At 69.8% G+C, this 22,023-nt stretch carries 23 protein-coding genes; 13 read left to right on the top strand and 10 right to left on the bottom strand.

Going from position 1 to position 22,023, the window contains the following annotated elements; translation table 11 throughout:
* Positions 1-405 carry an ATP-binding protein gene (locus DEJ49_RS18705; protein WP_150185175.1) on the bottom strand — a complete coding sequence of 135 codons (405 nt, stop codon included), beginning with the start codon at positions 403-405 and terminating at the stop codon, positions 1-3.
* Positions 406-638: 233 nt separating this feature from the next.
* On the opposite strand from DEJ49_RS18705, the gene DEJ49_RS18700 reads away from it, so the two are divergent.
* The 4 genes from DEJ49_RS18700 (at position 639) to DEJ49_RS18685 (ending at position 2,894) form a co-directional block, all read left to right on the top strand.
* Positions 639-1,490 carry a helix-turn-helix domain-containing protein gene (locus DEJ49_RS18700; RefSeq protein ID WP_150185174.1) on the top strand — a complete coding sequence of 284 codons (852 nt, stop codon included), beginning with the start codon at positions 639-641 and terminating at the stop codon, positions 1,488-1,490.
* Between the two features lie 8 nt (positions 1,491-1,498).
* The gene (locus DEJ49_RS18695; RefSeq protein WP_150185173.1) at positions 1,499-1,687 is read left to right on the top strand and encodes a DUF397 domain-containing protein; all 189 of its coding nucleotides are present in this window, start codon (positions 1,499-1,501) and stop codon (positions 1,685-1,687) included.
* Complete coding sequence (locus DEJ49_RS36430) at positions 1,684-1,809, top strand: DUF397 domain-containing protein (RefSeq protein ID WP_150185172.1); 126 nt, start codon at positions 1,684-1,686, stop codon at positions 1,807-1,809. Before DEJ49_RS18695 ends, DEJ49_RS36430 begins: the two co-directional genes overlap by 4 nt.
* 164 nt (positions 1,810-1,973) lie before the next feature.
* The gene (locus tag DEJ49_RS18685; protein WP_150185171.1) at positions 1,974-2,894 is read left to right on the top strand and encodes a hypothetical protein; all 921 of its coding nucleotides are present in this window, start codon (positions 1,974-1,976) and stop codon (positions 2,892-2,894) included.
* Positions 2,895-2,971: 77 nt separating this feature from the next.
* On the opposite strand, the gene DEJ49_RS18680 is transcribed toward DEJ49_RS18685, so the two are convergent.
* Both DEJ49_RS18680 and DEJ49_RS18675 read right to left on the bottom strand, forming a co-directional pair.
* Positions 2,972-3,502, bottom strand: a complete 531-nt coding sequence (locus tag DEJ49_RS18680) for a hypothetical protein (protein ID WP_150185170.1) — start codon at positions 3,500-3,502, stop codon at positions 2,972-2,974.
* Positions 3,503-3,570: 68 nt separating this feature from the next.
* On the bottom strand, positions 3,571-4,176 hold the full coding sequence (locus DEJ49_RS18675) for a TetR/AcrR family transcriptional regulator (RefSeq protein WP_150185169.1): 606 nt from the start codon (positions 4,174-4,176) through the stop codon (positions 3,571-3,573).
* 105 nt (positions 4,177-4,281) lie between these two features.
* Between DEJ49_RS18675 and DEJ49_RS18670 the strand changes: the two genes are divergently transcribed.
* Positions 4,282-5,166, top strand: a complete 885-nt coding sequence (locus tag DEJ49_RS18670; protein ID WP_150185168.1) for an NAD(P)-dependent oxidoreductase — start codon at positions 4,282-4,284, stop codon at positions 5,164-5,166.
* 18 nt (positions 5,167-5,184) lie between these two features.
* Here DEJ49_RS18670 and DEJ49_RS18665 read toward each other — a convergent pair whose 3' ends face one another.
* The gene (locus DEJ49_RS18665; RefSeq protein ID WP_150185167.1) at positions 5,185-6,570 is read right to left on the bottom strand and encodes a serine hydrolase domain-containing protein; all 1,386 of its coding nucleotides are present in this window, start codon (positions 6,568-6,570) and stop codon (positions 5,185-5,187) included.
* A 148-nt stretch (positions 6,571-6,718) separates the two neighbouring features.
* Between DEJ49_RS18665 and DEJ49_RS18660 the strand changes: the two genes are divergently transcribed.
* Entirely contained in the window at positions 6,719-7,414 is a 696-nt protein-coding gene (locus DEJ49_RS18660) for a TetR/AcrR family transcriptional regulator (protein WP_150185166.1), read from the top strand.
* Positions 7,415-7,534: 120 nt separating this feature from the next.
* Positions 7,535-7,714: a hypothetical protein gene (locus DEJ49_RS18655; RefSeq protein WP_150170072.1), complete on the top strand. Its 180-nt coding sequence runs from the start codon at positions 7,535-7,537 to the stop codon at positions 7,712-7,714.
* A 152-nt stretch (positions 7,715-7,866) separates the two neighbouring features.
* Here DEJ49_RS18655 and aspS read toward each other — a convergent pair whose 3' ends face one another.
* Positions 7,867-9,630, bottom strand: coding sequence for an aspartate--tRNA ligase (aspS, locus tag DEJ49_RS18650; protein ID WP_150185165.1), 1,764 nt, complete (start codon positions 9,628-9,630; stop codon positions 7,867-7,869).
* A 175-nt stretch (positions 9,631-9,805) separates the two neighbouring features.
* On the opposite strand from aspS, the gene DEJ49_RS18645 reads away from it, so the two are divergent.
* Positions 9,806-12,049, top strand: a complete 2,244-nt coding sequence (locus DEJ49_RS18645) for a SpoIIE family protein phosphatase (RefSeq protein WP_150185164.1) — start codon at positions 9,806-9,808, stop codon at positions 12,047-12,049.
* Here the strand turns inward: DEJ49_RS18645 and DEJ49_RS18640 are convergent.
* The 4 genes from DEJ49_RS18640 to DEJ49_RS18625 form a co-directional block, all read right to left on the bottom strand.
* The gene (locus tag DEJ49_RS18640; protein WP_150185163.1) at positions 11,953-13,068 is read right to left on the bottom strand and encodes an AI-2E family transporter; all 1,116 of its coding nucleotides are present in this window, start codon (positions 13,066-13,068) and stop codon (positions 11,953-11,955) included. The genes DEJ49_RS18645 and DEJ49_RS18640 overlap by 97 nt on opposite strands.
* A 47-nt stretch (positions 13,069-13,115) precedes the next feature.
* Entirely contained in the window at positions 13,116-14,072 is a 957-nt protein-coding gene (locus tag DEJ49_RS18635; protein ID WP_150185162.1) for a pirin family protein, read from the bottom strand.
* A gap of 83 nt (positions 14,073-14,155) precedes the next feature.
* The gene (locus DEJ49_RS18630) at positions 14,156-15,592 is read right to left on the bottom strand and encodes a glycerophosphodiester phosphodiesterase family protein (protein WP_223832889.1); all 1,437 of its coding nucleotides are present in this window, start codon (positions 15,590-15,592) and stop codon (positions 14,156-14,158) included.
* 53 nt (positions 15,593-15,645) lie between these two features.
* On the bottom strand, positions 15,646-16,137 hold the full coding sequence (locus tag DEJ49_RS18625) for an SseB family protein (protein ID WP_055563227.1): 492 nt from the start codon (positions 16,135-16,137) through the stop codon (positions 15,646-15,648).
* A gap of 128 nt (positions 16,138-16,265) precedes the next feature.
* Here DEJ49_RS18625 and DEJ49_RS18620 point away from each other — a divergent pair, with 128 nt between their 5' ends.
* From DEJ49_RS18620 to DEJ49_RS18600, 5 genes are all read left to right on the top strand, one after another.
* A complete protein-coding gene (locus DEJ49_RS18620) occupies positions 16,266-18,092 on the top strand; it encodes an acyl-CoA dehydrogenase (protein WP_150185160.1) in 1,827 nt (608 codons plus the stop codon).
* A gap of 121 nt (positions 18,093-18,213) precedes the next feature.
* Complete coding sequence (locus DEJ49_RS18615; protein WP_150185159.1) at positions 18,214-18,753, top strand: Uma2 family endonuclease; 540 nt, start codon at positions 18,214-18,216, stop codon at positions 18,751-18,753.
* Between the two features lie 42 nt (positions 18,754-18,795).
* The gene (locus tag DEJ49_RS18610) at positions 18,796-20,094 is read left to right on the top strand and encodes a M18 family aminopeptidase (protein ID WP_150185158.1); all 1,299 of its coding nucleotides are present in this window, start codon (positions 18,796-18,798) and stop codon (positions 20,092-20,094) included.
* 77 nt (positions 20,095-20,171) lie between these two features.
* A complete protein-coding gene (locus DEJ49_RS18605) occupies positions 20,172-20,402 on the top strand; it encodes a hypothetical protein (RefSeq protein ID WP_150185157.1) in 231 nt (76 codons plus the stop codon).
* A gap of 68 nt (positions 20,403-20,470) precedes the next feature.
* Entirely contained in the window at positions 20,471-20,971 is a 501-nt protein-coding gene (locus tag DEJ49_RS18600; protein WP_150185156.1) for an LURP-one-related/scramblase family protein, read from the top strand.
* Positions 20,972-21,091: 120 nt separating this feature from the next.
* On the opposite strand, the gene DEJ49_RS18595 is transcribed toward DEJ49_RS18600, so the two are convergent.
* A complete protein-coding gene (locus DEJ49_RS18595; RefSeq protein ID WP_150185155.1) occupies positions 21,092-21,898 on the bottom strand; it encodes a carbon-nitrogen family hydrolase in 807 nt (268 codons plus the stop codon).
* Positions 21,899-22,023 lie beyond the last annotated feature (125 nt).

Genomic DNA, 22,023 nt, shown 5'->3' with positions numbered 1-22,023 from the left:
CTACGCGACGCCGAGTTCGCACCAGACGTACTTGCCGGAGTCGGTGGCGACGGGATACCAGCCCCACCCGTCGGCACAAGCCCGCACGAGGTCGAGCCCGCGCCCCTGCTCGGCCCCCGCGTCGGCGATGCGTGGGGGCGGGGCGGGCGGCGTCGGGTCCGCGTCCCACGCCCCGATCCGCAGGACCCCGCCGGCGTATCGGACGCGGAGTGCGGCGGGGCCCTTCGTGTGCCGCACGGCGTTGGACACGAGCTCTGTAGCCAACAGCTCGGCCATATCGATGAGTTGCGGCAGGCAGTGCAGGGCGAGGATGAGACGGAGGGAACGACGGCAGATCGTGACGGCGCGCAGGTCGTGGGGGATGTACAGGGTGTACTCCCAGGGTTCGCTTTCGCTTCCAGGCATGCGAGAACTCCTGTGGTCAGGGGGGGAGTTACCGGGCGCGGCGGGCTCTGGGCGGTGGCAGTGGCACCCTCGTCATGGCATGACGGGGTGGTGCGCTTCCGGGGTCCCGGTTCTCGCAGCGTGTGCGACGCGTCACCGACGGTAGACCTCAATATTTAGGTGCCGCAAGCCATTGCCGTAATCTGGCACCCGAACGAGGCACTCCAGCAGGTCAGTTGCACGGAGGAGACGCGATGGCATTGCGGTCCCACCCCACCGCCCGGCAACTGCGCCTGGGCGCCGAGCTGCGCAAGTTGCGCGAGGCTGCGGGCATGACGGCACGGGACGCGGCCGCGCTTCTCGGGGTGAACGCCTCGCAGATGACCCACATCGAGTCCGGACTGTCAGGCGTGAGCGAAGTACGCCTGCGCCGCCTGGCAGCGCACTACGCATGCACGGACGAGATCCTCATTGGCGCCCTGACGGCCATGGCGACCGACCGCACCCGCGGCTGGTGGGAGGAGTACCGGGGCGTACTCCCTCCGGTGTTCCTGGACGTCGCCGAGTTGGAACACCACGCAACGTACCGGCACGACGTAGAGCTGCTTCATGTACCGGGCCTTTTGCAGACCAGCGACTATGCGCAAGCGGTCTTCTCATACACACGTCCCGAGTTCCCCGTCGATGAACTGGAGACTCTGGTCCAGCATCGGATGAGGCGTCGCACCATTCTCGAAGGAGAGCACCCCGTCGAGTACGAGGCGATCATCCATGAGTCAGCCCTACGCATCAGGGTCAGTAGGCGCAAAGCCTTCCGGGCTCAGCTGGAGCAGATCCTGAGCCTGTCCGAGGCGAGCCACGTCACGGTGCGCGTCATTCCATTCGCCCTGGACGACTTCGCGGGCGCGAGCTGCGCCATGATGCATGTCGGCGGGCCGATCACTCGCCTCGGCACCGTATTGCGAGATGCCCCGCACGGCACCGCGTTCATCGATTCCGAGGCTCAACTGGACCACTTTCGAACGCTTTTCCGTAAGGTGAAGGGGTCGTCACTAGAACCCGATCAGTCGCGACACTTCATCCACCAGCTGACCAAGGAGTTGTGAGGCGAGCCATGGCCACCCCGAAGAACTGGCAGAAGTCATCGTTCTCCGGCAGCGGAGACGGCAACAACTGCGTGGAGCTAGCCGCCACCGGCCCGCAGATCCACATACGCGAAAGCGACACCCCCACCGCCAAGCTCCTCACCACCCCCGCATCTTTGGCCAGCCTTTTGCGCACCATCAAGGCGAGCGAACGATGAGCACCGCCGCCTGGCAGAAGTCGTCCGTCTCCGGCGGTGGTGTGGGTAACGACTGCGTGGAACTGACCGCCGCCGGCCCCCACATCCACCTCTGCGAAAGCGAAGACCACGCCACGAACTGATCACCGCCCCGGAGACCTTCGCGGGACTCCTCCGTGCCCTCCGGACCGGCAAGCCGCCCGGCCAACAGCCGTAGCGCGGAGGGGAACGTTTCCTCCGCACTCGAAAGAGTGATCGCCCTCCCCGAGTGGGGAAACTCGGCCCATGATCCGCCTAGCTTCCTCACATGGTCACATCGCAACACGAGGCCTCGCACAGGATCTTCCAGGACCGCCCCGAGCTCCTGACGCCGGTCTTCCGGCTCCTGGGCGTGGCACTCCCCGAGAATCCGACCGTCGAGGTGATCACGCCGGACGTCACCGAGACCCGGCCCATCGAGCGCCGCGTCGACACCCTGCTCCGGGTCAGCGCCCCGAACGGCCGCGCATTCCTGCTGGTCGTAGAAGCCCAGCAGCGCAAGGACCGGGAGAAGGCGGTGAGCTGGGGGTACTACCTGACGTACCTCTACTCGAAGTACCACATCCCCGCCCTGCTCCTGGTCGTCTGCCAGGACAAGGCCACCTCGACCTGGGCGCTCGGCCCCTTCCGGATCGGGGTGGAGGGATGGACCGCCCTCAGCGTGCACCCACTGGTCCTCGGGCCTGACAACGTACCGATGATCATCGACCCCGAAGAAGCCGCACAGGACCTTCCTTTCGCCACCTTGTCCGCGTTTACGCATGCGCGTGGCCCGGAGCACAAGGCCATACTGGAGGCACTGATCACCGCCCTGGGATCAACCGGCGACGGCAAGACGTTCGACTACTACTGGCAAATGCTGGCCGCAGGCCTGGGCGACACTCCGGCCCGAGCCACCTGGAAGGACTTGGTGAAGATGGCTGCGGATATCTACTTCCCCGGACAGGGCACCCTCGCCGAGGAACTGTTCCTCGAAGGCGAAGCCAAGGGTGAGGTCAAGGGCGAAGCCAAAGCAATCCTGCGCTTCCTGGAGCTGCGCGACGTCCCCATCTCCCCCACCGCCCGCGAACGCATCATGACCTGCACCGACGTCCCCACCCTCGACCGCTGGCTCGACCGCACCACCACAGCAACCGATGCGGACGACCTGTTCAGCGATGGACAAGACCCCGAGGAGCAGGGCGAGTAAGCCCAGACGCGCGAGGCGGCCCCGTAGCCCGAAAGCCACGGGGCCGCCCGACCGCGGGAGGACGGCTTTGCGTGCCCTCAGCCCTCGCACGCGTCGATGTCGTCCTCGCATCCGGCCACGTCGCCCGGATCGATCGTGGTCAGACGCCACGCGATGACCCCCGTGCCGGCCTTCACCGGGTCGACCCGGGCCTTGAACCCCCTGCCCGGCGGGATGTTGTACTGGTCCGCCTCCCGGTCCCCGCACTCCACGCCGTAGGCCTGCTCCTCCTCGCCACGGGACAGGGTGAGGGTGAGCTCCTGGGCACCGTCCGTGTCACACGTGATCTCGAAGCGGTACGGGTCGCCCTTACCCGTAGCAGGGAAGGACTTGTCCAGCCCTGAACCGACGTACGCCGTGTCCGCGTCGACGAACTCCGCCTCCCTGCCGTCGTCCTCAGCCGCGGCACGGAGCGCCCGCTCGGTCCGCTGCAACGCGTCGTCCGGCTCCCAAGGCCGGGCCTCGCCCGACGTCATGTCGGACGCGGACGGTGACGGCTCCGACGCCGCACCCCCGCCCGCACAGCCGGACAACAGCAGCAGCCCCGCCGGGACGGTAAAGGCAGCCAACGGAACACCCCGACGTATACGCATGAAACGACCCTATCCGGGGTCAACCACCACCCTCAGCCGCCGCCTCAGGCCCCGTACGACCCCACCAACCGCCCCAACTGCCGCCCCACCACCCGCAACGGCTCCTCGCTCCGCGCGACCTGCGCCGTCACCTCCGCGCCCTCCAGCGCGCTGATGACCGTCGACGCCACCTCGCGCGCGTCCTCCGCCGCGAAACCCGCACCGAGCAGCCGGTCCTCGACGATCCGCTCCCAGCCGCGCAGCGCCTCCGCGCACACCCGCTGGATCTCCGAGTCCGTGCCGAGCGTCTCCAGGGCCGCCGCCGTGACGGGGCAGCCGTCGACCCACCCCGACTCCCGGAGGGCCACCGCCAATTCGCCGGCGCAACGCTCGATCGCCGGGCCCGGGGCGTCCTCGCCCGCCAAGCCCTCCCGCAGCATGACCGCGAACTCCTCGGCGGAGTAGGCGATCGCGGCCACCGCGACCGCCTCCTTCCCGCCCGGGAAGAAGTGGTAGACGGAGCCCAGCGTGGCCTCCGCCTCCTTGGCGATCTGCTTGATGCCCGTTCCCACGTACCCCTGCCGCTGGATGAGGCGTGCGGAGACGGCCACGATCCGGTCGCGGGTACCGAGGGCGCCGAGGGCACGGGGGGCTGAGCTGTTCTGGGCCATGCCCCCACCCTACCCGTCATTAAGTAGAGCGTTCGTTCTAGAGGCATGCTACGTTCCTCCCACGCGCTGAATAGAGCGATCGTTCTAGAGAGCCCGGAGACACCCATGCCCACCGCACCGCAGCAGTCCGTCACCGTCATCGGCCTCGGCCCCATGGGCCAGGCCATGGCCGCCGCCTACCTCGACCGCGGCTACGACGTCACCCTCTGGAACCGCACCCCGTCCCGCGCCGACGCCCTCGTGGAGCGGGGGGCGATACTCGCCGACCGCGTCGAGGACGCCCTGCTCGCCAACGAGCTCGTCATCCTCAGCCTCACCGACTTCGACGCGATGTACGCGATCCTGGAGCCCGCCAAGTCCGCCCTCGCGGGCCGCACCCTCGTGAACCTCAGCTCGGACACCCCGGAGAAGGCACGGGCCGGGGCCCGTTGGGTCGCCGGGCTCGGCGGGACGCATCTGACCGGTGGCGTCCTCTGCCCGCCGCCCCTCATCGGCACCCCGGACACCTCGACGTTCTACAGCGGGCCGCGCGAGGCGTACGACACCCATCGCGCCGCCCTCGAAGTCATCACCGGGACGACCGACTACCGGGGCGAGGACCCGGGGCTCGCCGCGCTCATGTATCAGCTGAACATGGCGATCTTCTGGCCCGCGATGATCGCGTTCTGGCAGACCGCCGCCATCGCGGGCGCGCACGGCCTGACCGCCCAGGAGATCGCGCCGTACGTCACCGAGAACTTCGCCGGCATGGGCCACTTCGTCGACTTCTACGCGTCCCGCATCGACGCGGGCAACCACGCGGGCGACGTCGACCGCACCGCGATGGGTCTGGCCAGCATGGAGCACGTCGTCCACACTGCCTCCGACGCGGGCGTGGACACGGCGTTCCCGGAGGCCGTGCACGACATCTTCCGGAGGGTGGTGGCGGCGGGCCACGGCGCGGACAGCTTCTCGCGCGCCGTGGAGCTCATGAGCAAGCCCGCGGCCTGACAAGCACGCCACCAGCCGTCACGCCACCTTCGGCGCCACCCGCATCCCGATGCAGCAGCACTCCGTGCCGTCGCTCAGCGTCGAGAACACCACGGGCATGTAGCCCTCGCTGAACGACGGCCCCGCGCCCGTGCCCGCGAAGGCGGACTCCGTCACGGCGTACAGGTCCACGTCCAGCGGCGGCGAGAAGTCCTTCATGCCGTCCACGAACTCGTAGACCAGGTGGGGCGCGCCGTCGCGCTCGGAGACGGTGATGACGACGCCCGCCCGCGCGTACGTACCGACGTACCGGGAGAAGTCCACCTCCGGCGCCTGCGCGGGCGGTTCGAACGCAGCCGGCATCCGCACGCCCGCCAGCTCGCCGAGCAGCTCGCGGAAGAGGGCGGCGTAGAGCTCCCGCGCGCCGCCGCCGTTGGTGAGGAGCGCCACGGCTACGCCCGCCCGCGGCACGACGCGCAGATAGCCGTACTGGCCGATGGAGGCGCCGTCGTGGCCGTAGCCCGCGATGCCGTCCCAGTCGTAGAGGGTCCAGCCGAGGCCCCAGCCGTCCGCGCTGACCGTCCACTTGTCGGGCACGTCGGCGACGCGGCGCTGCATGTCCGCGACGGCTCCGGCCGTCAGCAGCCGCGTGCCGTCGGGGGCCGTGCCGCCGTCGAGGTGCAGGCGGGCCAGGCGGGCGACGTCACCGGCGGAGACCAGGACCCGGCCGTACGGGCCCGCCGAGCGCGGCATGAGGTCCCAGGCAGGGGCCGGGTCCGGGTACCGGCCCGGTTCCCCGAGGTGGCTCATCGCGACGCGGTACGACAGCGCCTCCTCGGGCAGCGTCATGGAGCGTTCGAGTCCCAGCGGGGCGAACAGGCGGTCCTTGAGGGCTTGGTCCCAGGTCGTGCCCGTCAGCACCTCGATGATCCGCCCGAGGACGTTGTAGCCGAGGCTGCTGTAGGAGACGGCGGTGCCGGGGCGGCAGTCCATCGCCACGCCCTTGGCGGCCTCGACGTATCGCGCGAGGCAGTCGTCGCCGCGCCCCGCGTCGTAGGTGAAGTCGCACGTCAAGCCGCTGGTGTGGGAGAGGAGTTGGCGCGTGGTGATGGAGTGCGTCGCTTCGGGGTCGGCCGTTTCGAACTCCGGCAGGATCTCCTTCACCGGTGCGTCCAGGTCCAGTTCGCCCTCGTCGGCCAGGCGCATGATCAGCGTCGCCGTGTAGACCTTGGCGATCGAACCGGACTGGAACACCGAGTCCGTCGTCACCTCCACGCCGGTCCCGCGGTGCAGCACGCCGCTCGCCAGTTCGTGGATCTCGCCGTCGACGAGGACGGCGAGCGCGGCGCCCGGCACGTGATGGGCGGCGCGCAGCTCGTCGAACCTGGCCTGCCAGCGGGCGAGTTCGAAATGGTTCTCAGACATGGCGTCCTCCACGGTGGTGTCACGATGAGCGATGCGTACAGCGTTCCGTCGTTGCGCACACTGTACGCACACGGATCAGCTGTACGCAATGTGCGTACGGCGTGCGCTACCGTGGAGGGGAATCGTCCGCCCACCCCAGGGAGACCCCGTGACCGCCGAGCAGAAGCCCGAGATCGCCTCCGTCTGGACCCGTCCGCGCCGGCAGCGCGAGCAGCTGAGCCGGGAGCAGATCGTCGCGGAGGCCGTGCGGCTGCTCGACGCGGACGGGCTCGAAGCCCTCAGCATGCGCAAGCTCGGCACCCGCCTCGACGCGGGCGCGACCTCGCTCTACCGGCACGTGGCCAACAAGGACGAGCTGATCGAGCTGGTCGTCGACGAGGTCTACGGAGAGCTTTCCGTGCCCACCGCGCCCGGTCCCGCGCAGTGGCGGGACGCGGCCGCCGACAGCGCGCGCAGCCTGCGAGCGATGATTCTGCGCCACCCTTGGGTCGCCTCGGTGCTCGGCCAGGTCGGCCTCGTCCACCTCGGCCCGAACGTGACGAAGATGTCGGAGCGGATGGCCGCGGTCTACCGGACGGCGGGATTCCCCGAGGCCGAAACCGAACTGGCCCGCAGCACCGTCATCTCCTACGTGATCGGCATGGCGACCAGCGAGGCCGCGTATCTTTCACTGATCGCCCGAAGTGGGCGCACGGAGCGGGAGTTCGCGGACAGCCTGCGGGCCGACGGCACGTCGGACGCCCCTTCCGGGGACCCTGAGCAGGTGCGCGAGGAGACCTTCGACTACGGGCTCCAGCGCGTGCTCGACGGGCTCCAGACACGGCTGGCCTCGACCGCCCCTTGAATCACGCTCGGTTCGACTGCCCACTCGAAACGGGAGATACGCGTCACGGTGAGCTAAGTCATGCGCTGAGGAGGCTTAAATTGACGCCACCTTCACACGTGTGTACGTAGGCTTCACGACATGGCCACGACTCCCTCCCCCGACCGGCGACGCACCGCCGACGAGGTCAATGAGGAAATCCGTGCGCTGTGGTTGCGCGCGGGCGGACGCCTCCGACCGGATGAACGCCTCGTATACGAACGGCTCGTGACGGAATGGGCCGAGGCGGAAGCGAACTCCTCCCCGACGACGGCGGCTTGACCTGATGGTCCCGCCCGTGGGCAGCGCCCTCAGGGGCGCTGTTCAGGGGCGCGGGGAACTGCGCGACCAGCCACGAAGCACCCGCAGCCGAAGCGAACATGAAAAGGCCCCGGAACCAAAGGTTCCGGGGCCTTACAAGTCAACCTGAACCGCTACTGCGCCGCCGGCTTACGCAAAGAGATGTTGAGCTCCCGCAAGCGGGACTCGTCGAGCTCCGTGGGCGCCCCCATCATCAGATCCTGCGCATTGCCGTTCAGCGGGAACGAGATCGTCTCGCGAATGTTCGGCTCGTCCGCGAGGAGCATCACGATGCGGTCGACGCCGGGCGCGATGCCACCGTGCGGCGGCGCACCGAGGCGGAACGCCCGCAGCATGCCCGCGAACTCGTGCTCGACGGTCTCCGCGTCGTAGCCGGCGATCTCGAACGCCTTGAGCATGACCTCGGGCTCGTGGTTCCGGATCGCGCCGGAGGAGAGCTCGATGCCGTTGCAGACGATGTCGTACTGCCAGGCGAGGATGTCGAGCGGGTCCTTCTCCTCCAGGTCCTTCATGCCGCCCTGCGGCATCGAGAAGGGGTTGTGGGAGAAGTCGATCTTCCCGGTGTCCTCGTCCTTCTCGTACATCGGGAAGTCGACGATCCAGCAGAAGCGGAAGACGCCCTCCTCGAAGTGGCCGGCGCGCTTCGCGGCCTCGACGCGGACGGCGGACATGATCTTCGAGACCTCGTCGAACTCGCCCGCGCCGAAGAAGACGGCGTGCCCGGCCTCCAGGCCGAGGCGCTTCGTCAGCTCCGCCACGTTCTCCTCGGTGAGGAACTTGGCGATCGGGCCCGTCAGCGAACCGTCCTCGGCGACACGCACCCAGGCCAGGCCCTTCGCGCCCTGCTCGACCGCGTAGTCGCCCAGGCCGTCGAAGAACTTGCGGGACTGCGACGCCGTGTCCGGCACCGGCAGGGCGCGCACGTGCTTGCCCGCGAACGCCTTGAACTCGGAGCCCTCGAAGATGTCCGTGATGTCGGTCAGTTCGAGCTTGGCGCGCAGGTCGGGCTTGTCGTTGCCGTACTTCAGCATCGACTCGCGGAACGGGATGCGCGGGAAGGGCGAGGTGACCTCGCGGCCGCCGCCGAACTCCGTGAAGAGCTCCGTCATCAGCTTCTCGATGGGCTGGAAGACGTCTTCCTGCTCCACGAAGCTCATCTCGACGTCGAGCTGGTAGAACTCGCCGGGCGAGCGGTCCGCGCGGGCGTCCTCGTCGCGGAAGCACGGCGCGATCTGGAAGTAGCGGTCGAAGCCCGAGATCATCAGCAGCTGCTTGAACTGCTGCGGGGCCTGCGGGAGCGCGTAGAACTTGCCGGGGTTCAGGCGGGACGGGACGACGAAGTCACGGGCGCCCTCGGGGGAGGTCGCGGTGAGGATCGGCGTCGCCATCTCGTTGAAGCCGAGGGCGACCATCTTCGAGCGGATCGAGGCGATCACGGCGCTGCGCAGCATGATGTTGCGGTGCATGCGCTCGCGGCGCAGGTCCAGGAAGCGGTACTCCAGGCGGCGCTCCTCGTTCACGCCGTCCTCGGCGTTGATCGTGAAGGGCAGCGGGCCCGCGGCGCCGAGCACCTCGACCTCGCTCGCCTCGATCTCGATCTCGCCGGTGGGCAGCTCCGGGTTCACGTTGTCCGTGCCGCGCGAGACGACCTTGCCGTCGACGCGGACGACGGTCTCCTTGGACAGCTTGTCCAGGACCTCGGCGGCCTTGGTGCCGGGGCGGGCCACCAGCTGCGTGATGCCGTAGTGATCGCGGAGATCGATGAAGAGAATGCCGCCCAGGTCTCGGCGATTGTGCAGCCAGCCGCTCAGCCGGACGTCGGTGCCGACGTCAGAGGCGCGGAGCTCGCCGCAGGTGTGGGACCTGTACCGATGCATCGTCGTTCATCCAGTCTTCGCGAATAGGGGAGAGAGCAGACCCCCACAAGGCTACCGTCCGGCCGAAGATCGGTTTCCGGATATCCGCCGCGGCCGTCCTCCCGAGGGCCTCGCACGGGCCCGCGACGACGGGGCTCGGTGGCGCCTACCGTGTACATCTTCCTAAAGTGGGTCAATGCGCACCGACGATCCCCTCCTACAGGTGGGGGACGACTCCCTGCCTCCCGTACGGGACGTCCTGGCCGCGATCGCGACCGGGCTGTGGCGCTGGGACAACGCGTCCGGGACGGTCACGCTCGACGCCGAGGCGGCCCGGCTCCTCGGCCTGCCCGCCCGCGCCCAGACCCTCACCGAGGCGGGCGTCCGCTCCCGCTTCCACCCGGTCGACTGGAACGAGATCTACGGAACCGTCCAGCTCGCCGTCGCCGAGGGCACCCTCGCCGAGGCCCGGCTGCGCATCATGGACGAGACGGGGCGGCGGGTCCTGCGGACCGTGCGCAGCCGCTCCAAGCCGGTGATGCACGGGGCGACCGAGGCGTACGAGCTGGTCGGGACCTTGCAGGAGGTCACCGAACCCGCGCCCGGGACCGCCGCCCGCACCCCCGTCACCGGGGACTGGCGCCGCTCCCGCGAGGCGTTCCTGCTCGACGCGGGACGTGCGCTCGCCGAGGCGCGCTCCACGGAGGAGGTCCTCAGGGTCGCCGGGGGGCTCTCCATGCCGGGGTTCTCGCCGGACGGCCTCGCGGTCTTCGGGGTCGAGGGCGAGCGCCTGACGATCATCGGGCACCACGGCCACGAGCCGGGCGACGACGGGCCCTTCTCCGCGATGCCGCTGGACACCGACTATCCGGCCGCGGAGGTGGTGCGCACGGGCCGCGCCGTCTACCTCTCCACCCCGGAGGACTACCGCAGGCGCTACCCCGCCGCCTGGCCGCTCGCCAGCCGCTTCGAACGGCAGTCGTGGGCGTTCCTGCCCCTGACGGTCGCGGGGCGCACGATGGGCGCGTGGATGGCGGCCTTCACGTATCCCGTCTCGTTCACGCCCGACGAGCGCTCCGTCCTGACGACGGTGGCGCGGATGCTGGCGCAGGCCTTGTCGCGGGCCGGGGTCGCGGAGTCCGAGCGGGAGCTGACGGAGGGTCTTCAGCGGTCGATGCTGCCGATGCTCGGGCCGCAGATCCCGGGGATGAGCGTGGCCGCCCGGTATGTGCCGACGGGTGGCGGGCTGCAGGTCGGCGGCGACTGGTACGACATGATTCCGCTGCCCAGCGGCCGTATCGCCTTCGTCATCGGCGACGTGCAGGGGCACGACGTGCGGGCGGCGGGCCTGATGGGGCAGCTGCGGATCGCCCTGCGCGCGTACGCCTCCGAGGGCCACCGTCCCGACGCGGTCCTCTCCCGCGCCACCCGCTTCCTCTCCGGGATCACGGAGTCGATCACCTACGGGTCGAGCGGCACGGGAGCCGACGAGGCCATCGAGTACGACCCGCGCTTCGCGACCTGCCTGTACGTGGAGGCCGACCCGGCGACCGGCGTCCTGGAGATGGCCCGCGCGGGCCACCCCGAGCCCGCGATACGCATGAGCGACGGAACGGTTCTGCTGCGCCCCACCGCGGGCGGCCTGCCGCTCGGCATCGACCCGGACGCCGACTATCCGACCACCCGGCTCGTCCTGGAACCCGGCGAGACGATGCTGATCTGCACCGACGGCCTGATCGAGACCGGCGGCCACGACCTGGACACCGGCTGGTCGCGGATCAGGGCGACGCTGGAGGAGTACGCGGGCGAGGGCGAGCCCGACGCCCTGGAGCAGCTCGCCGACGCGCTCGTGCAGGCCGTGCACGGACCCTCCTCGCACCACACCACCGGGCCCTTCGCGGACCGCCGCGAGGACGACATAGCCGTGCTGCTGCTGAGCAGGACGGGCCGCTCGGAGCGGCGCACGGACGCCCGCCGCACGGTCCTGACCGTCGCGCAGGCCGAGCCGGAGCGCATCGCGGGGGCCCGCAGCCACCTGCGGGACCTGCTGCACGACTGGGCGGACGACGACCAGGTCGACTCGGCGGTCCTGATGGTCTCCGAGATGCTCACGAACGTCCTCGTGCACACGGACGGCGACGCCCTCATGGTCGCCGAGGTCACCGGCGAGCCCGGGGCACGGCGGTTGCGGGCCGAGGTCGCCGACGGCAGCGACGACCTGCCGCACAAGCGCCACCCGGGCGAGCTCGCCTCGTCGGGCCGCGGCCTGGTCCTGATGGAGCTGCTCGCCGGGGCGTGGGGCGTGGACCCGCGCGGCGACGGCAAGAGCATCTGGTTCGAGCTCTACGAGGACGCGGGCGCCTCCGGCGGTTTCGTGGACGTGGACGAGCTGGACGACCTGGACGACGCGGACGAGCTGGACGCCGACGTGCCGGAGTAGCGCCCGCGCAGCTCGGAGACGATGCCGAACGCCGCCGCCGTCAGCGGCACCGCGAGCAGCATCCCGAGGATCCCCGCCACCGAGGCGCCCGCGGTGATCGCCAGCATCACGACCGCCGGGTGCATCTGCACGGTCCTGCTCTGGATCATCGGCTGGAGGATGTGTCCTTCGAGGACCTGCACGGCGAGGACCACGCCGAGCGCCCACAGCGCGATGGCGAACCCCCGGTCGGCGAGGGCGACCAGGACGGCGACCGCGCCGGACAGGAAGGCGCCCAGGTAGGGGATGTACGCGCCGACGAACACGAGCGCGCCGAGTCCCCAGGCGCCCGGGACGCCGAGGATCAGCAGTCCGACCGTGATGCACAGGGCGTCGATGAACGCGATGATCGTCGTTCCGCGCATGAACCCCTCGATGGCCTCGAAGGCGCGCCGCGCCATGGCCTCGATGGAGTCGGCGCTGTCACCGGGAGCGAGCTGGCGCAGGGTGTCCATGGCGCGCGCGGAGTCGCGCAGGAAGAAGAAGACGAGCAGCAGCGCGAGGACGGCCATCGCCATCATCTCGCCGACGGTGCTGAGCCCGCTGATGACGCCGGAGGCGGCGGTTCCGCCGAACTTGCCGAAGAGTTCCTTGGCGTTGGACGCCATGTCGTCGAGCGAGGTCCCGGCCGCCCCGAAGTACTTCGACAGGTCCGTCGCGGCCTGCTTGAGGGAGGCGAGGATCTGGTCGCCGCTGTCGATCAGGGCCTTGACGACGATGTAGCCGGCGCCGCCGACGACGGCGACGACGGCCGCGCAGGTGAGGCCGGCCGCGAGGGAGCGCTGCACCTTCATCTTCAGCAGCCGCCGGTACAGCGGTCCGAGGAGCGCGGTGCCGAGCAGCGCGAGGAGGACCGGGGTCACCGCGGTCTTGAAGGTGACGCACAGCCAGATCCCCACGGCGGCCACGCCGGTGACGAGCAGGACGACGACGCACCAGGCGGCGATGCGGCGCACGGGCTCGGGCAGGAGGGTACTCACCCCTCCTACCCGAGCACGGGCTCACGCGTGGTGCACCTTATGTACGGCTACATGCCGTGGACGGCCGGAACCGTGCCGAGCAGACCCTTCTGGAAGTCCTCGAAGGCCTGCTGCAGCTCCGCCCTGCTGTTCATCACGAACGGGCCGTAGTGCGCCATCGGCTCGCGGATCGGCTGCCCGCCGAGCAGCACGACCTCCAGGTCGGGGGCGTTCGCGTCCTGCCGCTCGTCCGCGCGGACGGTCAGCGAGGAGCCCGCGCCGAAGACCGCGGTCTGGCCCTTGTGGACCGGGCGCCGCTCGGCGCCCACGCTGCCGCGTCCCGCGAGGACGTACGCGAGGCCGTTGAAGTCCTCGCGCCAGGGCAGCGTCACCTCGGCGCCGGGACGCACGGTCGCGTGGATCATCGTGATCGGCGTGTGCGTGATGCCGGGGCCCTGGTGCCCGTCGAGCTCACCGGCGATGACGCGGAGCAGCGCGCCGCCGTCCGGGGTGGTGAGCAGCTGGACCTGGCCGCCGCGGATGTCCTGGTAGCGGGGGTTCATCATCTTGTCCTTCGCGGGCAGGTTCACCCACAGCTGGAGGCCGTGGAAGAGGCCGCCGGACATGACGAGGGACTCCGGCGGCGCCTCGATGTGGAGCAGGCCGCTGCCGGCCGTCATCCACTGGGTGTCGCCGTTCTGGATGGTGCCGCCGCCACCGTTGGAGTCCTGGTGGATGAAGGTGCCGTCGATCAGGTACGTGACCGTCTCGAAGCCTCTGTGCGGGTGCCAGGGGGTGCCCTTCGGCTCGCCCGCCTCGTACTCCACCTCGCCCATCTGGTCCATCATGATGAACGGGTCGAGGTGCTTGTAGTTGATTCCCGCGAAGGCCCGGCGCACCGGGAAGCCCTCGCCCTCGAAGCCGCTCGGCGCCGTGGTCACGGTGAGCACGGGGCGCGGCGTCGCGTCGGCCTGCGCCACCACTCGGGGCAGGGTCAGCGGGTTCTCGACAGTCACTGCAGGCATGGTCGGTACCTCCTGTGCACTCACTTTAGTTGAACGTAGAACTTTCTGCCACCTGGAACGAACGGGGCCCGGCGGGAATTCCCTCAGGGCTCCAGCTGCAGGTAGTCGAGGTTCCAGTTCTGGAAGGCGCCCTCGTCCAGGGAGAGGCGCACGGTGTGCCGGCCGCGGGTGAGCTGCCGCGGGTCACGGCTGTCCTGGAGGAAGAAGGCGTGGTGGGCGGTGGTGCCCGCGACGCGCACGGGCCTGCCCGGCCTGCCGCCGTCGTAGGCGATCCGGTAGGTGCCCGCGGGCTCGTACGGGGACGACACCCGGACCTTGAGCGTGTACCGCCCGGTCTTCGGCACGTCGATCGCGTACGTGAGCCACTCCGAGCCGCGCATCCAGCAGACCACCACGGCCCCGTCGTGGTCGCACACGTCGACGTTCTCGCCGGGACGCCCAGGACCGTCCCCCCGGTTCCCGTCGTCGGTGTCGTGGTACGCCTTGCCCTCGCCGCCGGGGGCGTACCCCTCCGCCTGGACGCGGACCGCGCCGGGCGGCACCCGGCCCGCGGCGCCCGTGCGCAGATAGGACCTGAGGGTCTCCACGTTGTCGGTCTGCAGGATCGTGGCGCCGTAGTCGGCGATGAGCCTGCCCCAGCCGCGCTTGGGGTCGATCAGCGAGGCCTCGTCGGTGAAGCGGGCGGAGAAGCCGTACCGCATGGTGTTGAACCAGACGCGGCCGGTCGACCGCAGCCCCCGGACGAAGGCGGGCGCCGCCACCTTGTCGCGGACGTCGTCGAAGACGACCTCGAACGCGGGCGGCCTGCTCTTCCCGAACTCCTCCACGGACGCGGCGTTGTCGTCCTCCACCACGTGCATGTAGAGCGCGCCCTTGTGACGGTCGAGGAACGCCCGCACCTCCGGCACCGGGGCGTGGGACTTGAGGATGCCGGTGCGGACGGTGCCGGTCTCCTCCAGGACCCGCCAGACGGCCTCGCGGTCCTCCCAGGCCTGGTCGAGGTTGACGAGCCCGAGCGTGCGGGCCGCCTTCATGGCGTCGGCGACGGTGGGGACGCGTTCGCCGGTGAGCGGCGCCTGGCGGCCGCCGAGGCCCGCGCGCAGCCTGAGGCCGCGCAGCTGGGCGAGGGTGAGGTCGGAGACGCGGCCCCTGCCGTTCGTGGTGCGGTCGACGGTCGCGTCGTGCATCAGGACGGGCACTTTGTCCTTGGTCATGCGGACGTCGACCTCGACGATCTCGGCGCCGTCCGCGAAGGCCGCCCGGAGCGCGCCGATGCTGTTCTCGGGGGCCTTGCGCCACTGGCCGCGGTGGGCGGCGGTCATGACGGCGGCCTTGGGGCCGTGGTCGAGGAAGAGGCGGCGGGCGCGCTCGGCGCCGTTCTCGGCGGGGGCGGTACGCGTATCCGCGGGGGCGGCGGTCTCCGCGGGGGCGGTGCCGAGCAGGGCGGCGCTCACCGCCGCGCTCACGGCGGCGGTCACGAGAACGGCGGGACGGCGACGCGGGATCCTGGACGAAGGCATACGTCCGAGCATCGGTGGCGGCCCGCGTCCACCCCCGGATCAACGCGCGCGCGTCACCCGTACATGCGCCGCATCGCGAAGTCGACCATCTGCTCCACGGCCTTCGCGTCGAAGACCATGCGGTGCTCGCCCTCCATGTCGAGGACGAAGCCGTACCCCGTCGGGAGCAGGTCGATGACCTCCGCGCCGGTGATCACGAAGTACTTGGAGTCCTTGCCCGCGTACCGGCGCAGCTCCTTGAGGGAGGTGAACATCGGGATCACGGGCTGCTGCGTGTTGTGCAGCGCGAGGAAGCCGGGGTTGTCGCCGCGCGGGCAGTAGACCTTCGACGTGGCGAAGGCCTGCTGGAAGTCCTCGGCGGACATCGACCCCGTCGTGAAGGCGCGCACGGCGTCCGCGAGGGACGGCGGCGAGGGCTCGGGGTAGAGCGGAGGCTGCTGGCCGTAGCCACCGCCGGGCATGCCCTGCATCTGCTGCGGTGGCGGCTGCGCGCCCGGCGGGGCGTACTGCTGCTGGGCGCCGGGGTTCTGGTCGTAGCCGTACATGCGCGTAAGCGTACTGAGTCACGGACGTCACAGATGGGCGGTTAGGGGTTGCGCCTTATTACCGACGGGTAGCATCATCGTAGCTACTTGCTGGTATTCATCCCTTTCCTGCTTACGGAGCCTTCGCCATGGGCCACTACAAGTCGAATCTCCGCGACATCGAGTTCAACCTCTTCGAGGTGCTCGGCCGCGACAAGCTGTACGGCACCGGCCCGTTCGCGGAGATGGACGTCGACACCGCCAAGAGCATCCTCGACGAACTGCGCCGCCTCGCCGAGAACGAGCTGGCCGAGTCCTTCGAGGACGCGGACCGCAACCCGCCGGTCTTCGACCCGGCGACCAACACCGCGCCCGTCCCCGCGTCCTTCAAGAAGAGCTACCAGGCCTTCATGGACTCCGAGTACTGGCGCCTCGGCCTGCCCGAGGAGATCGGCGGCACCACCTCCCCGCGCTCCCTGATCTGGGGTTACGCGGAGCTGCTGCTCGGCGCGAACCCGGCCGTGTGGATGTACTCGTCGGGCCCCGCGTTCGCCGGCATCCTCTTCGAGGAGGGCAACGAGGCGCAGAAGAAGGTCGCCGAGATCGCCGTCGAGAAGCAGTGGGGCTCGACGATGGTCCTGACCGAGCCGGACGCCGGTTCGGACGTGGGCGCGGGCCGCACGAAGGCCGTGCAGCAGGAGGACGGCTCCTGGCACATCGAGGGCGTGAAGCGCTTCATCACGTCCGGTGAGCACGACATGTCGGAGAACATCCTCCACTACGTCCTCGCCCGCCCCGAGGGCCACGGCCCCGGCACGAAGGGCCTCTCCCTCTTCCTCGTACCGAAGTACGAGTTCGACTGGGAGACGGGCGAGCTGGGCGAGCGCAACGGCGTGTACGCGACGAACGTCGAGCACAAGATGGGCCTCAAGGCCTCCAACACGTGCGAGATGACGTTCGGCGACCAGCACCCCGCCAAGGGCTGGCTGATCGGCGACAAGCACGACGGCATCCGCCAGATGTTCCGCATCATCGAGTTCGCCCGCATGATGGTCGGCACGAAGGCGATCGCCACGCTCTCCACGGGCTACCTCAACGCCCTCGAGTACGCCAAGGAGCGCGTCCAGGGCCCCGACCTGGCCCAGTTCATGGACAAGACCGCGCCGAAGGTGACGATCACTCACCACCCGGACGTGCGCCGCTCCCTGATGACGCAGAAGGCGTACGCGGAGGGCATGCGCGCCCTGGTCCTGCACACCGCGGCCGTCCAGGACGACATCCAGGTCAAGGAGGCGGCGGGCGAGGACGCGTCGCAGCTGCACGCCCTCAACGACCTGCTCCTGCCCATCGTGAAGGGCTACGGCTCGGAGAAGTCCTACGAGCAGCTGGCGCAGTCGCTCCAGACGTTCGGCGGCTCGGGGTACCTCCAGGAGTACCCGATCGAGCAGTACATCCGTGACGCCAAGATCGACACCCTCTACGAGGGCACGACCGCGATCCAGGGCCAGGACTACTTCTTCCGGAAGATCGTCCGCAACCAGGGCGCCGCGCTCAACGGCCTCGCCGAGGAGATCAAGAAGTTCCTCGCGGTCGGCACGGGCGGCGAGACGCTGGCCGGTGCCCGCGAGGAGCTGGCCAAGGCGGCGGTCGAGCTGGAGGCCATCGTCGGCGTCATGCTGACGGACCTCGCGGCGACCGAGCAGGACGTGAAGTCCATCTACAAGGTGGGCCTCAACACGACCCGCCTCCTGATGGCCTCGGGCGACGTCGTCGTCGGCTACCTGCTCCTCCGCGGCGCCGCGGTGGCGGCGGAGAAGCTGGAGACGGCCTCCGCCAAGGACAAGGCGTTCTACACCGGCAAGATCGCCGCGGCCAAGTTCTTCGCCACGAACGTCCTCCCGAACGTCGCCGCCGAGCGCAAGCTCGCCGAGGCGGTCGACCTGGACCTGATGGAGCTGGACGAGGCGGCGTTCTAGTCCCGCCCAGGACGTACGGGCTCATTTCGCACGTCAGCCCGATGCCGCCACCTGATTCGTTCGGGTGGCGGCATTGTCGTATGCCCTGGGTACGCTGACGGCACGGCCGAGAATCCCGTCCATGGACAGCCTCACGGCGGACGACTTCTTCGCCCTCGACCTCCCGCGGCACGCACAGCTGATCGACGGAACCCTGATCGTCCCCGAGCCACAGGGCAACTTCCATTCCGTGTCACCGTACGTGCTCGCACAGGGCCTTCGTCGCACCGCGCCCGGACGGCTGCGCGTACGGCGCCAGATGTGCGTCGTCATCGGAGCCAGGGATGTCCCGGAGCCGGATCTCGTGGTCGTGAACGCCTCGGCCGACGGCGGCCCCTGTCTGATGTCCTACGCGGCCCGTGACGTCCTGCTCGCCGTCGAGGTCGTCTCGCCCGACTCCGAGGAGCGCGCCCAGGACACCAAGCCCCGCAAGTACGCGGCCGCCGGCATCCGGCACTACTGGCTGGTGACCATGGACGAGAACAACCGGCCCGCGGTCCACACCTACGAGCTCGACCCGCACACCGGCTCCTACGCACCCACCGGCATCCACCACGACCGGCTCAAGCTCGCCGTGCCGTTCACGATCGACATCGACCTCACCGAGATCGACCGCCTCTGATCGCCCCGCCACCCGGACAGCCGCCCCATTAGGCTGGCCGGCATGCGCACACCCTCCGGGCCCTTCGACCGTGGCCACACCGAAGACCTCATGACCTTCCTCGCGGCGAGCCCCACGCCGTACCACGCCGTGGCGAGTGCCGCCGAGCGTCTTGAGAAGGCCGGTTTCCGGCAGGTCGAGGAGACCGACTCCTGGGACGGCACGACCGGGGGCAAATACGTGCTCCGCGGCGGCGCCATCGTCGCCTGGTACGTCCCCGAGGGCGCCTCCGCGCACACCCCCTTCCGCATCGTCGGCGCCCACACCGACTCCCCCAACCTGCGCGTGAAGCCGCAGCCCGACGCGGGCGCCCACGGCTGGCGGCAGGTCGCCGTCGAGATCTACGGCGGACCGCTCCTCAACTCCTGGCTCGACCGCGACCTCGGCCTCGCGGGCCGCCTCTCGCTGCGCGACGGCACCACGCGGCTCGTGGACATCGACCGGCCGCTCCTGCGCGTCCCCCAGCTCGCGATCCACATGGACCGCTCCGTGCACACCGACGGGCTCAAGCTCGACAAGCAGAAGCACATGCAGCCCATCTGGGGCCTCGGACACGACGTCCACGAGGGCGACCTGATCCGCTTCCTGGAGGAGGAGACCGGCCTCGACGAGGGCGACGTCACCGGCTGGGACCTCATGACGTACGCCATCGAGCCCCCCGCCTTCCTCGGCCGCGACCGCGAACTGGTGGCCGGTCCCCGCATGGACAACCTTCTCTCCGTGCACTCCGCGACGGCCGCCCTCACCGCCGTCGCCGCCCAGGAGAACCTCCCGTACATCCCCGTGCTCGCCGCCTTCGACCACGAGGAGAACGGCTCGCAGTCCGACACCGGCGCCGACGGTCCGCTGCTCGGCGGCGTCCTGGAGCGGTCCGTGTTCGCGCGCGGCGGCTCGTACGAGGACAGGGCGCGCGCGTTCGCCGGGACCGTCTGCCTCTCCTCCGACACCGGCCACGCCGTCCACCCCAACTACGCGGAGCGGCACGACCCCACGCACCACCCGCGCGCCAACGGCGGACCGATCCTCAAGGTCAACGTGAACAACCGTTACGCCACCGACGGTTCGGGCCGCGCGGTCTTCGCCGCCGCGTGCGAGAAGGCGGGCGTCCCCTTCCAGTCGTTCGTCTCCAACAACGCGATGCCCTGCGGCACGACGATCGGCCCCATCACCGCGGCGCGCCACGGCATCAAGACGGTCGACATCGGCGTCGCGATCCTCTCCATGCACAGCGTGCGCGAGCTCTGCGGCGCCGACGACCCGCACATGCTGGCCAACGCGCTGGTCGCGTTCCTGGAGGGCTGAGCCCCGAAGTCCTGTGTGGGTGCGGAGCCTTCGGGTACCCGGAGGCTTCGTAGCCACTACGCAGGGAGGCGGTCCATATGGGCCTCGGCGGATGCATACTTCTGATCGCCGTGGGTGCCATCCTCACGTTCGCGACCGACTGGGAGATGGGCGGGCTCAACGTCACCGTCACCGGTCTCATCATGATGGCCGTGGGCCTCATCGGTGTCGCCGTCTTCACCAGCATCGCCCGGCGCAGGAGGGCGGTGGTCCCGCCGGTCGCCCAGACGACCGTCGTCGACCCGGACCAGCAGCCCCGCGGCTACTGACGCCCGATGCGCCACCACCCGTGCCCGAAGTGCGGCGTTTCGGGGTAGTCATGGGGTAGTCATGCGCCATGAGACTTCTCGTACGCGACCGCATGCTCGGCATCGGTGACGACTACTGGATCGAGGACGACCAGGGCCGCAAGGTCTTCCTCGTCGACGGCAAGGCCATGCGCCTGCGCGAGACCTTCGAGCTGAAGGACATGCAGGGCAGGGTGCTCATCGACATCCACGCCAAGATGCTCGCCCTGCGCGACACGATGGTCATCGAGCGGGAGGGCGAGCCGCTCGCCCGGGTCAAGCGCAAGCGCCTGTCGCTGCTGCGCAACCACTACCGCGTCGAGCTGGTCGACGGCACGGAGCTGGACGTCAGCGGCAAGATCCTCGACCGCGAGTTCGCCATCGAGTACGAGGGCGAGCTGCTCGCCGACATCTCGCGCCGCTGGTTCCGCGTACGCGAGACGTACGGCCTCCAGGTCGTCCGCGAGGACGCGGACCCGGCCCTCCTCCTGGCGGTAGCGGTCTGCGTGATCCGCCTGGCGGAAAAGGAACGGGAGGGGGACGACGACTGAGCCGACGCGTGGGGCTGGGCCAGCCCCGCGCCCGAGGATCGCGGCGAAGCCGCGTCCAAGGGGCGCGGGGAACTGCGCGACCAGCCACGACGCACCCGCACCCGCACCCGCAGTCGCGACTCAGATCCGCTTCGGGGGGGCCTGCCCGAGGAGCCGGTCCTTGAGCGCCGGAAACTGCTCGCGGGTAGCCGAGACCTGCCCGGGATCGAGCTCAACCGTGAGGACCTCCTCACCCTCACCCGCCTCGGCAAGCACCTGACCCCACGGGTCGACGACAACACTGTGCCCCGCCTGCGGCACCCCCGCATGCGCCCCACCCGTCCCACAGGCAAGCACGTACACCTGGTCCTCCACCGCCCGCGCCCGCGCGAACAGCAACCAGTGCTCAAGGCGTCGCGCCGGCCACCCCGCCGGCACCACGAACATCTCGGCGCCCGCGTCGACGAGCCCCCGGAAGAGCTCGGGGAAGCGCAGGTCGTAACAGGTCGCGAGCCCGAACGTCGCGTCCGGCGTACGGAACGTCGCCAGCTCGGAGCCGGCCGCCATCATGACGGCCTCACCCTTGTCGAAGCCGAAGCGGTGGATCTTCCGGTACGCGGCGGCGAGCTCACCCGCCGGGGAGAAGACGAGCGAGGTGTTGCAGAGCGGGCCATCCGGGTCCCGCTCGGGGATCGAGCCCGCGTGCAGCCACACACCCGCCTCACTCGCGGCCTTCGACATGGCTTCGTACGTCGGACCCTCCAGCGGCTCCGCCTCGTCCGCGAAGGACTCGTACGCGAACGCGCCCGTGGTCCACAGTTCGGGGAGAACGACCAGATCCGACCCGTCCCGCGCACTCACTTCACGTACCAGTGAAGCCACCCGCGACCGACGGGAATTGACCGGTTCGTCCTCGTCTACGGCGATCTGGATCAGAGAGGCGCGCACACTACCACCGTCCTGGCATTCGAGTCGGCAACACAGGCCTACGATCGTCACACGAAAGCACTGCCGGGGTGCCTGCGGGCAGCGTAACTTAACGTCTCAGACACCCACCGCCCGCGCACAACCGC

Origin of the sequence: Streptomyces venezuelae, assembly GCF_008642335.1 — a bacterium.
GTDB classification, from domain to species: Bacteria; Actinomycetota; Actinomycetes; order Streptomycetales; family Streptomycetaceae; genus Streptomyces; species Streptomyces venezuelae_F.
This window is presented reverse-complemented; position numbering and strand designations above follow the sequence as displayed.

Coding starts and splice junctions, on each gene's coding strand:
- DEJ49_RS18670 (WP_150185168.1), top strand. CDS start 4,282: ATGCCCACCGCACCGCAGCAGTCCGTCACCGTCATCGGCCTCGGCCCC.
- DEJ49_RS18615 (WP_150185159.1), top strand. CDS start 18,214: ATGGACAGCCTCACGGCGGACGACTTCTTCGCCCTCGACCTCCCGCGG.
- DEJ49_RS18705 (WP_150185175.1), bottom strand. CDS start 405: ATGCCTGGAAGCGAAAGCGAACCCTGGGAGTACACCCTGTACATCCCC.
- DEJ49_RS36430 (WP_150185172.1), top strand. CDS start 1,684: ATGAGCACCGCCGCCTGGCAGAAGTCGTCCGTCTCCGGCGGTGGTGTG.
- DEJ49_RS18665 (WP_150185167.1), bottom strand. CDS start 6,570: ATGTCTGAGAACCATTTCGAACTCGCCCGCTGGCAGGCCAGGTTCGAC.
- DEJ49_RS18610 (WP_150185158.1), top strand. CDS start 18,796: ATGCGCACACCCTCCGGGCCCTTCGACCGTGGCCACACCGAAGACCTC.
- DEJ49_RS18685 (WP_150185171.1), top strand. CDS start 1,974: ATGGTCACATCGCAACACGAGGCCTCGCACAGGATCTTCCAGGACCGC.
- DEJ49_RS18675 (WP_150185169.1), bottom strand. CDS start 4,176: ATGGCCCAGAACAGCTCAGCCCCCCGTGCCCTCGGCGCCCTCGGTACC.
- aspS (WP_150185165.1), bottom strand. CDS start 9,630: ATGCATCGGTACAGGTCCCACACCTGCGGCGAGCTCCGCGCCTCTGAC.
- DEJ49_RS18630 (WP_223832889.1), bottom strand. CDS start 15,592: ATGCCTTCGTCCAGGATCCCGCGTCGCCGTCCCGCCGTTCTCGTGACC.
- DEJ49_RS18625 (WP_055563227.1), bottom strand. CDS start 16,137: ATGTACGGCTACGACCAGAACCCCGGCGCCCAGCAGCAGTACGCCCCG.
- DEJ49_RS18620 (WP_150185160.1), top strand. CDS start 16,266: ATGGGCCACTACAAGTCGAATCTCCGCGACATCGAGTTCAACCTCTTC.
- DEJ49_RS18635 (WP_150185162.1), bottom strand. CDS start 14,072: ATGCCTGCAGTGACTGTCGAGAACCCGCTGACCCTGCCCCGAGTGGTG.
- DEJ49_RS18655 (WP_150170072.1), top strand. CDS start 7,535: ATGGCCACGACTCCCTCCCCCGACCGGCGACGCACCGCCGACGAGGTC.
- DEJ49_RS18700 (WP_150185174.1), top strand. CDS start 639: ATGGCATTGCGGTCCCACCCCACCGCCCGGCAACTGCGCCTGGGCGCC.
- DEJ49_RS18645 (WP_150185164.1), top strand. CDS start 9,806: ATGCGCACCGACGATCCCCTCCTACAGGTGGGGGACGACTCCCTGCCT.
- DEJ49_RS18695 (WP_150185173.1), top strand. CDS start 1,499: ATGGCCACCCCGAAGAACTGGCAGAAGTCATCGTTCTCCGGCAGCGGA.
- DEJ49_RS18600 (WP_150185156.1), top strand. CDS start 20,471: ATGAGACTTCTCGTACGCGACCGCATGCTCGGCATCGGTGACGACTAC.
- DEJ49_RS18605 (WP_150185157.1), top strand. CDS start 20,172: ATGGGCCTCGGCGGATGCATACTTCTGATCGCCGTGGGTGCCATCCTC.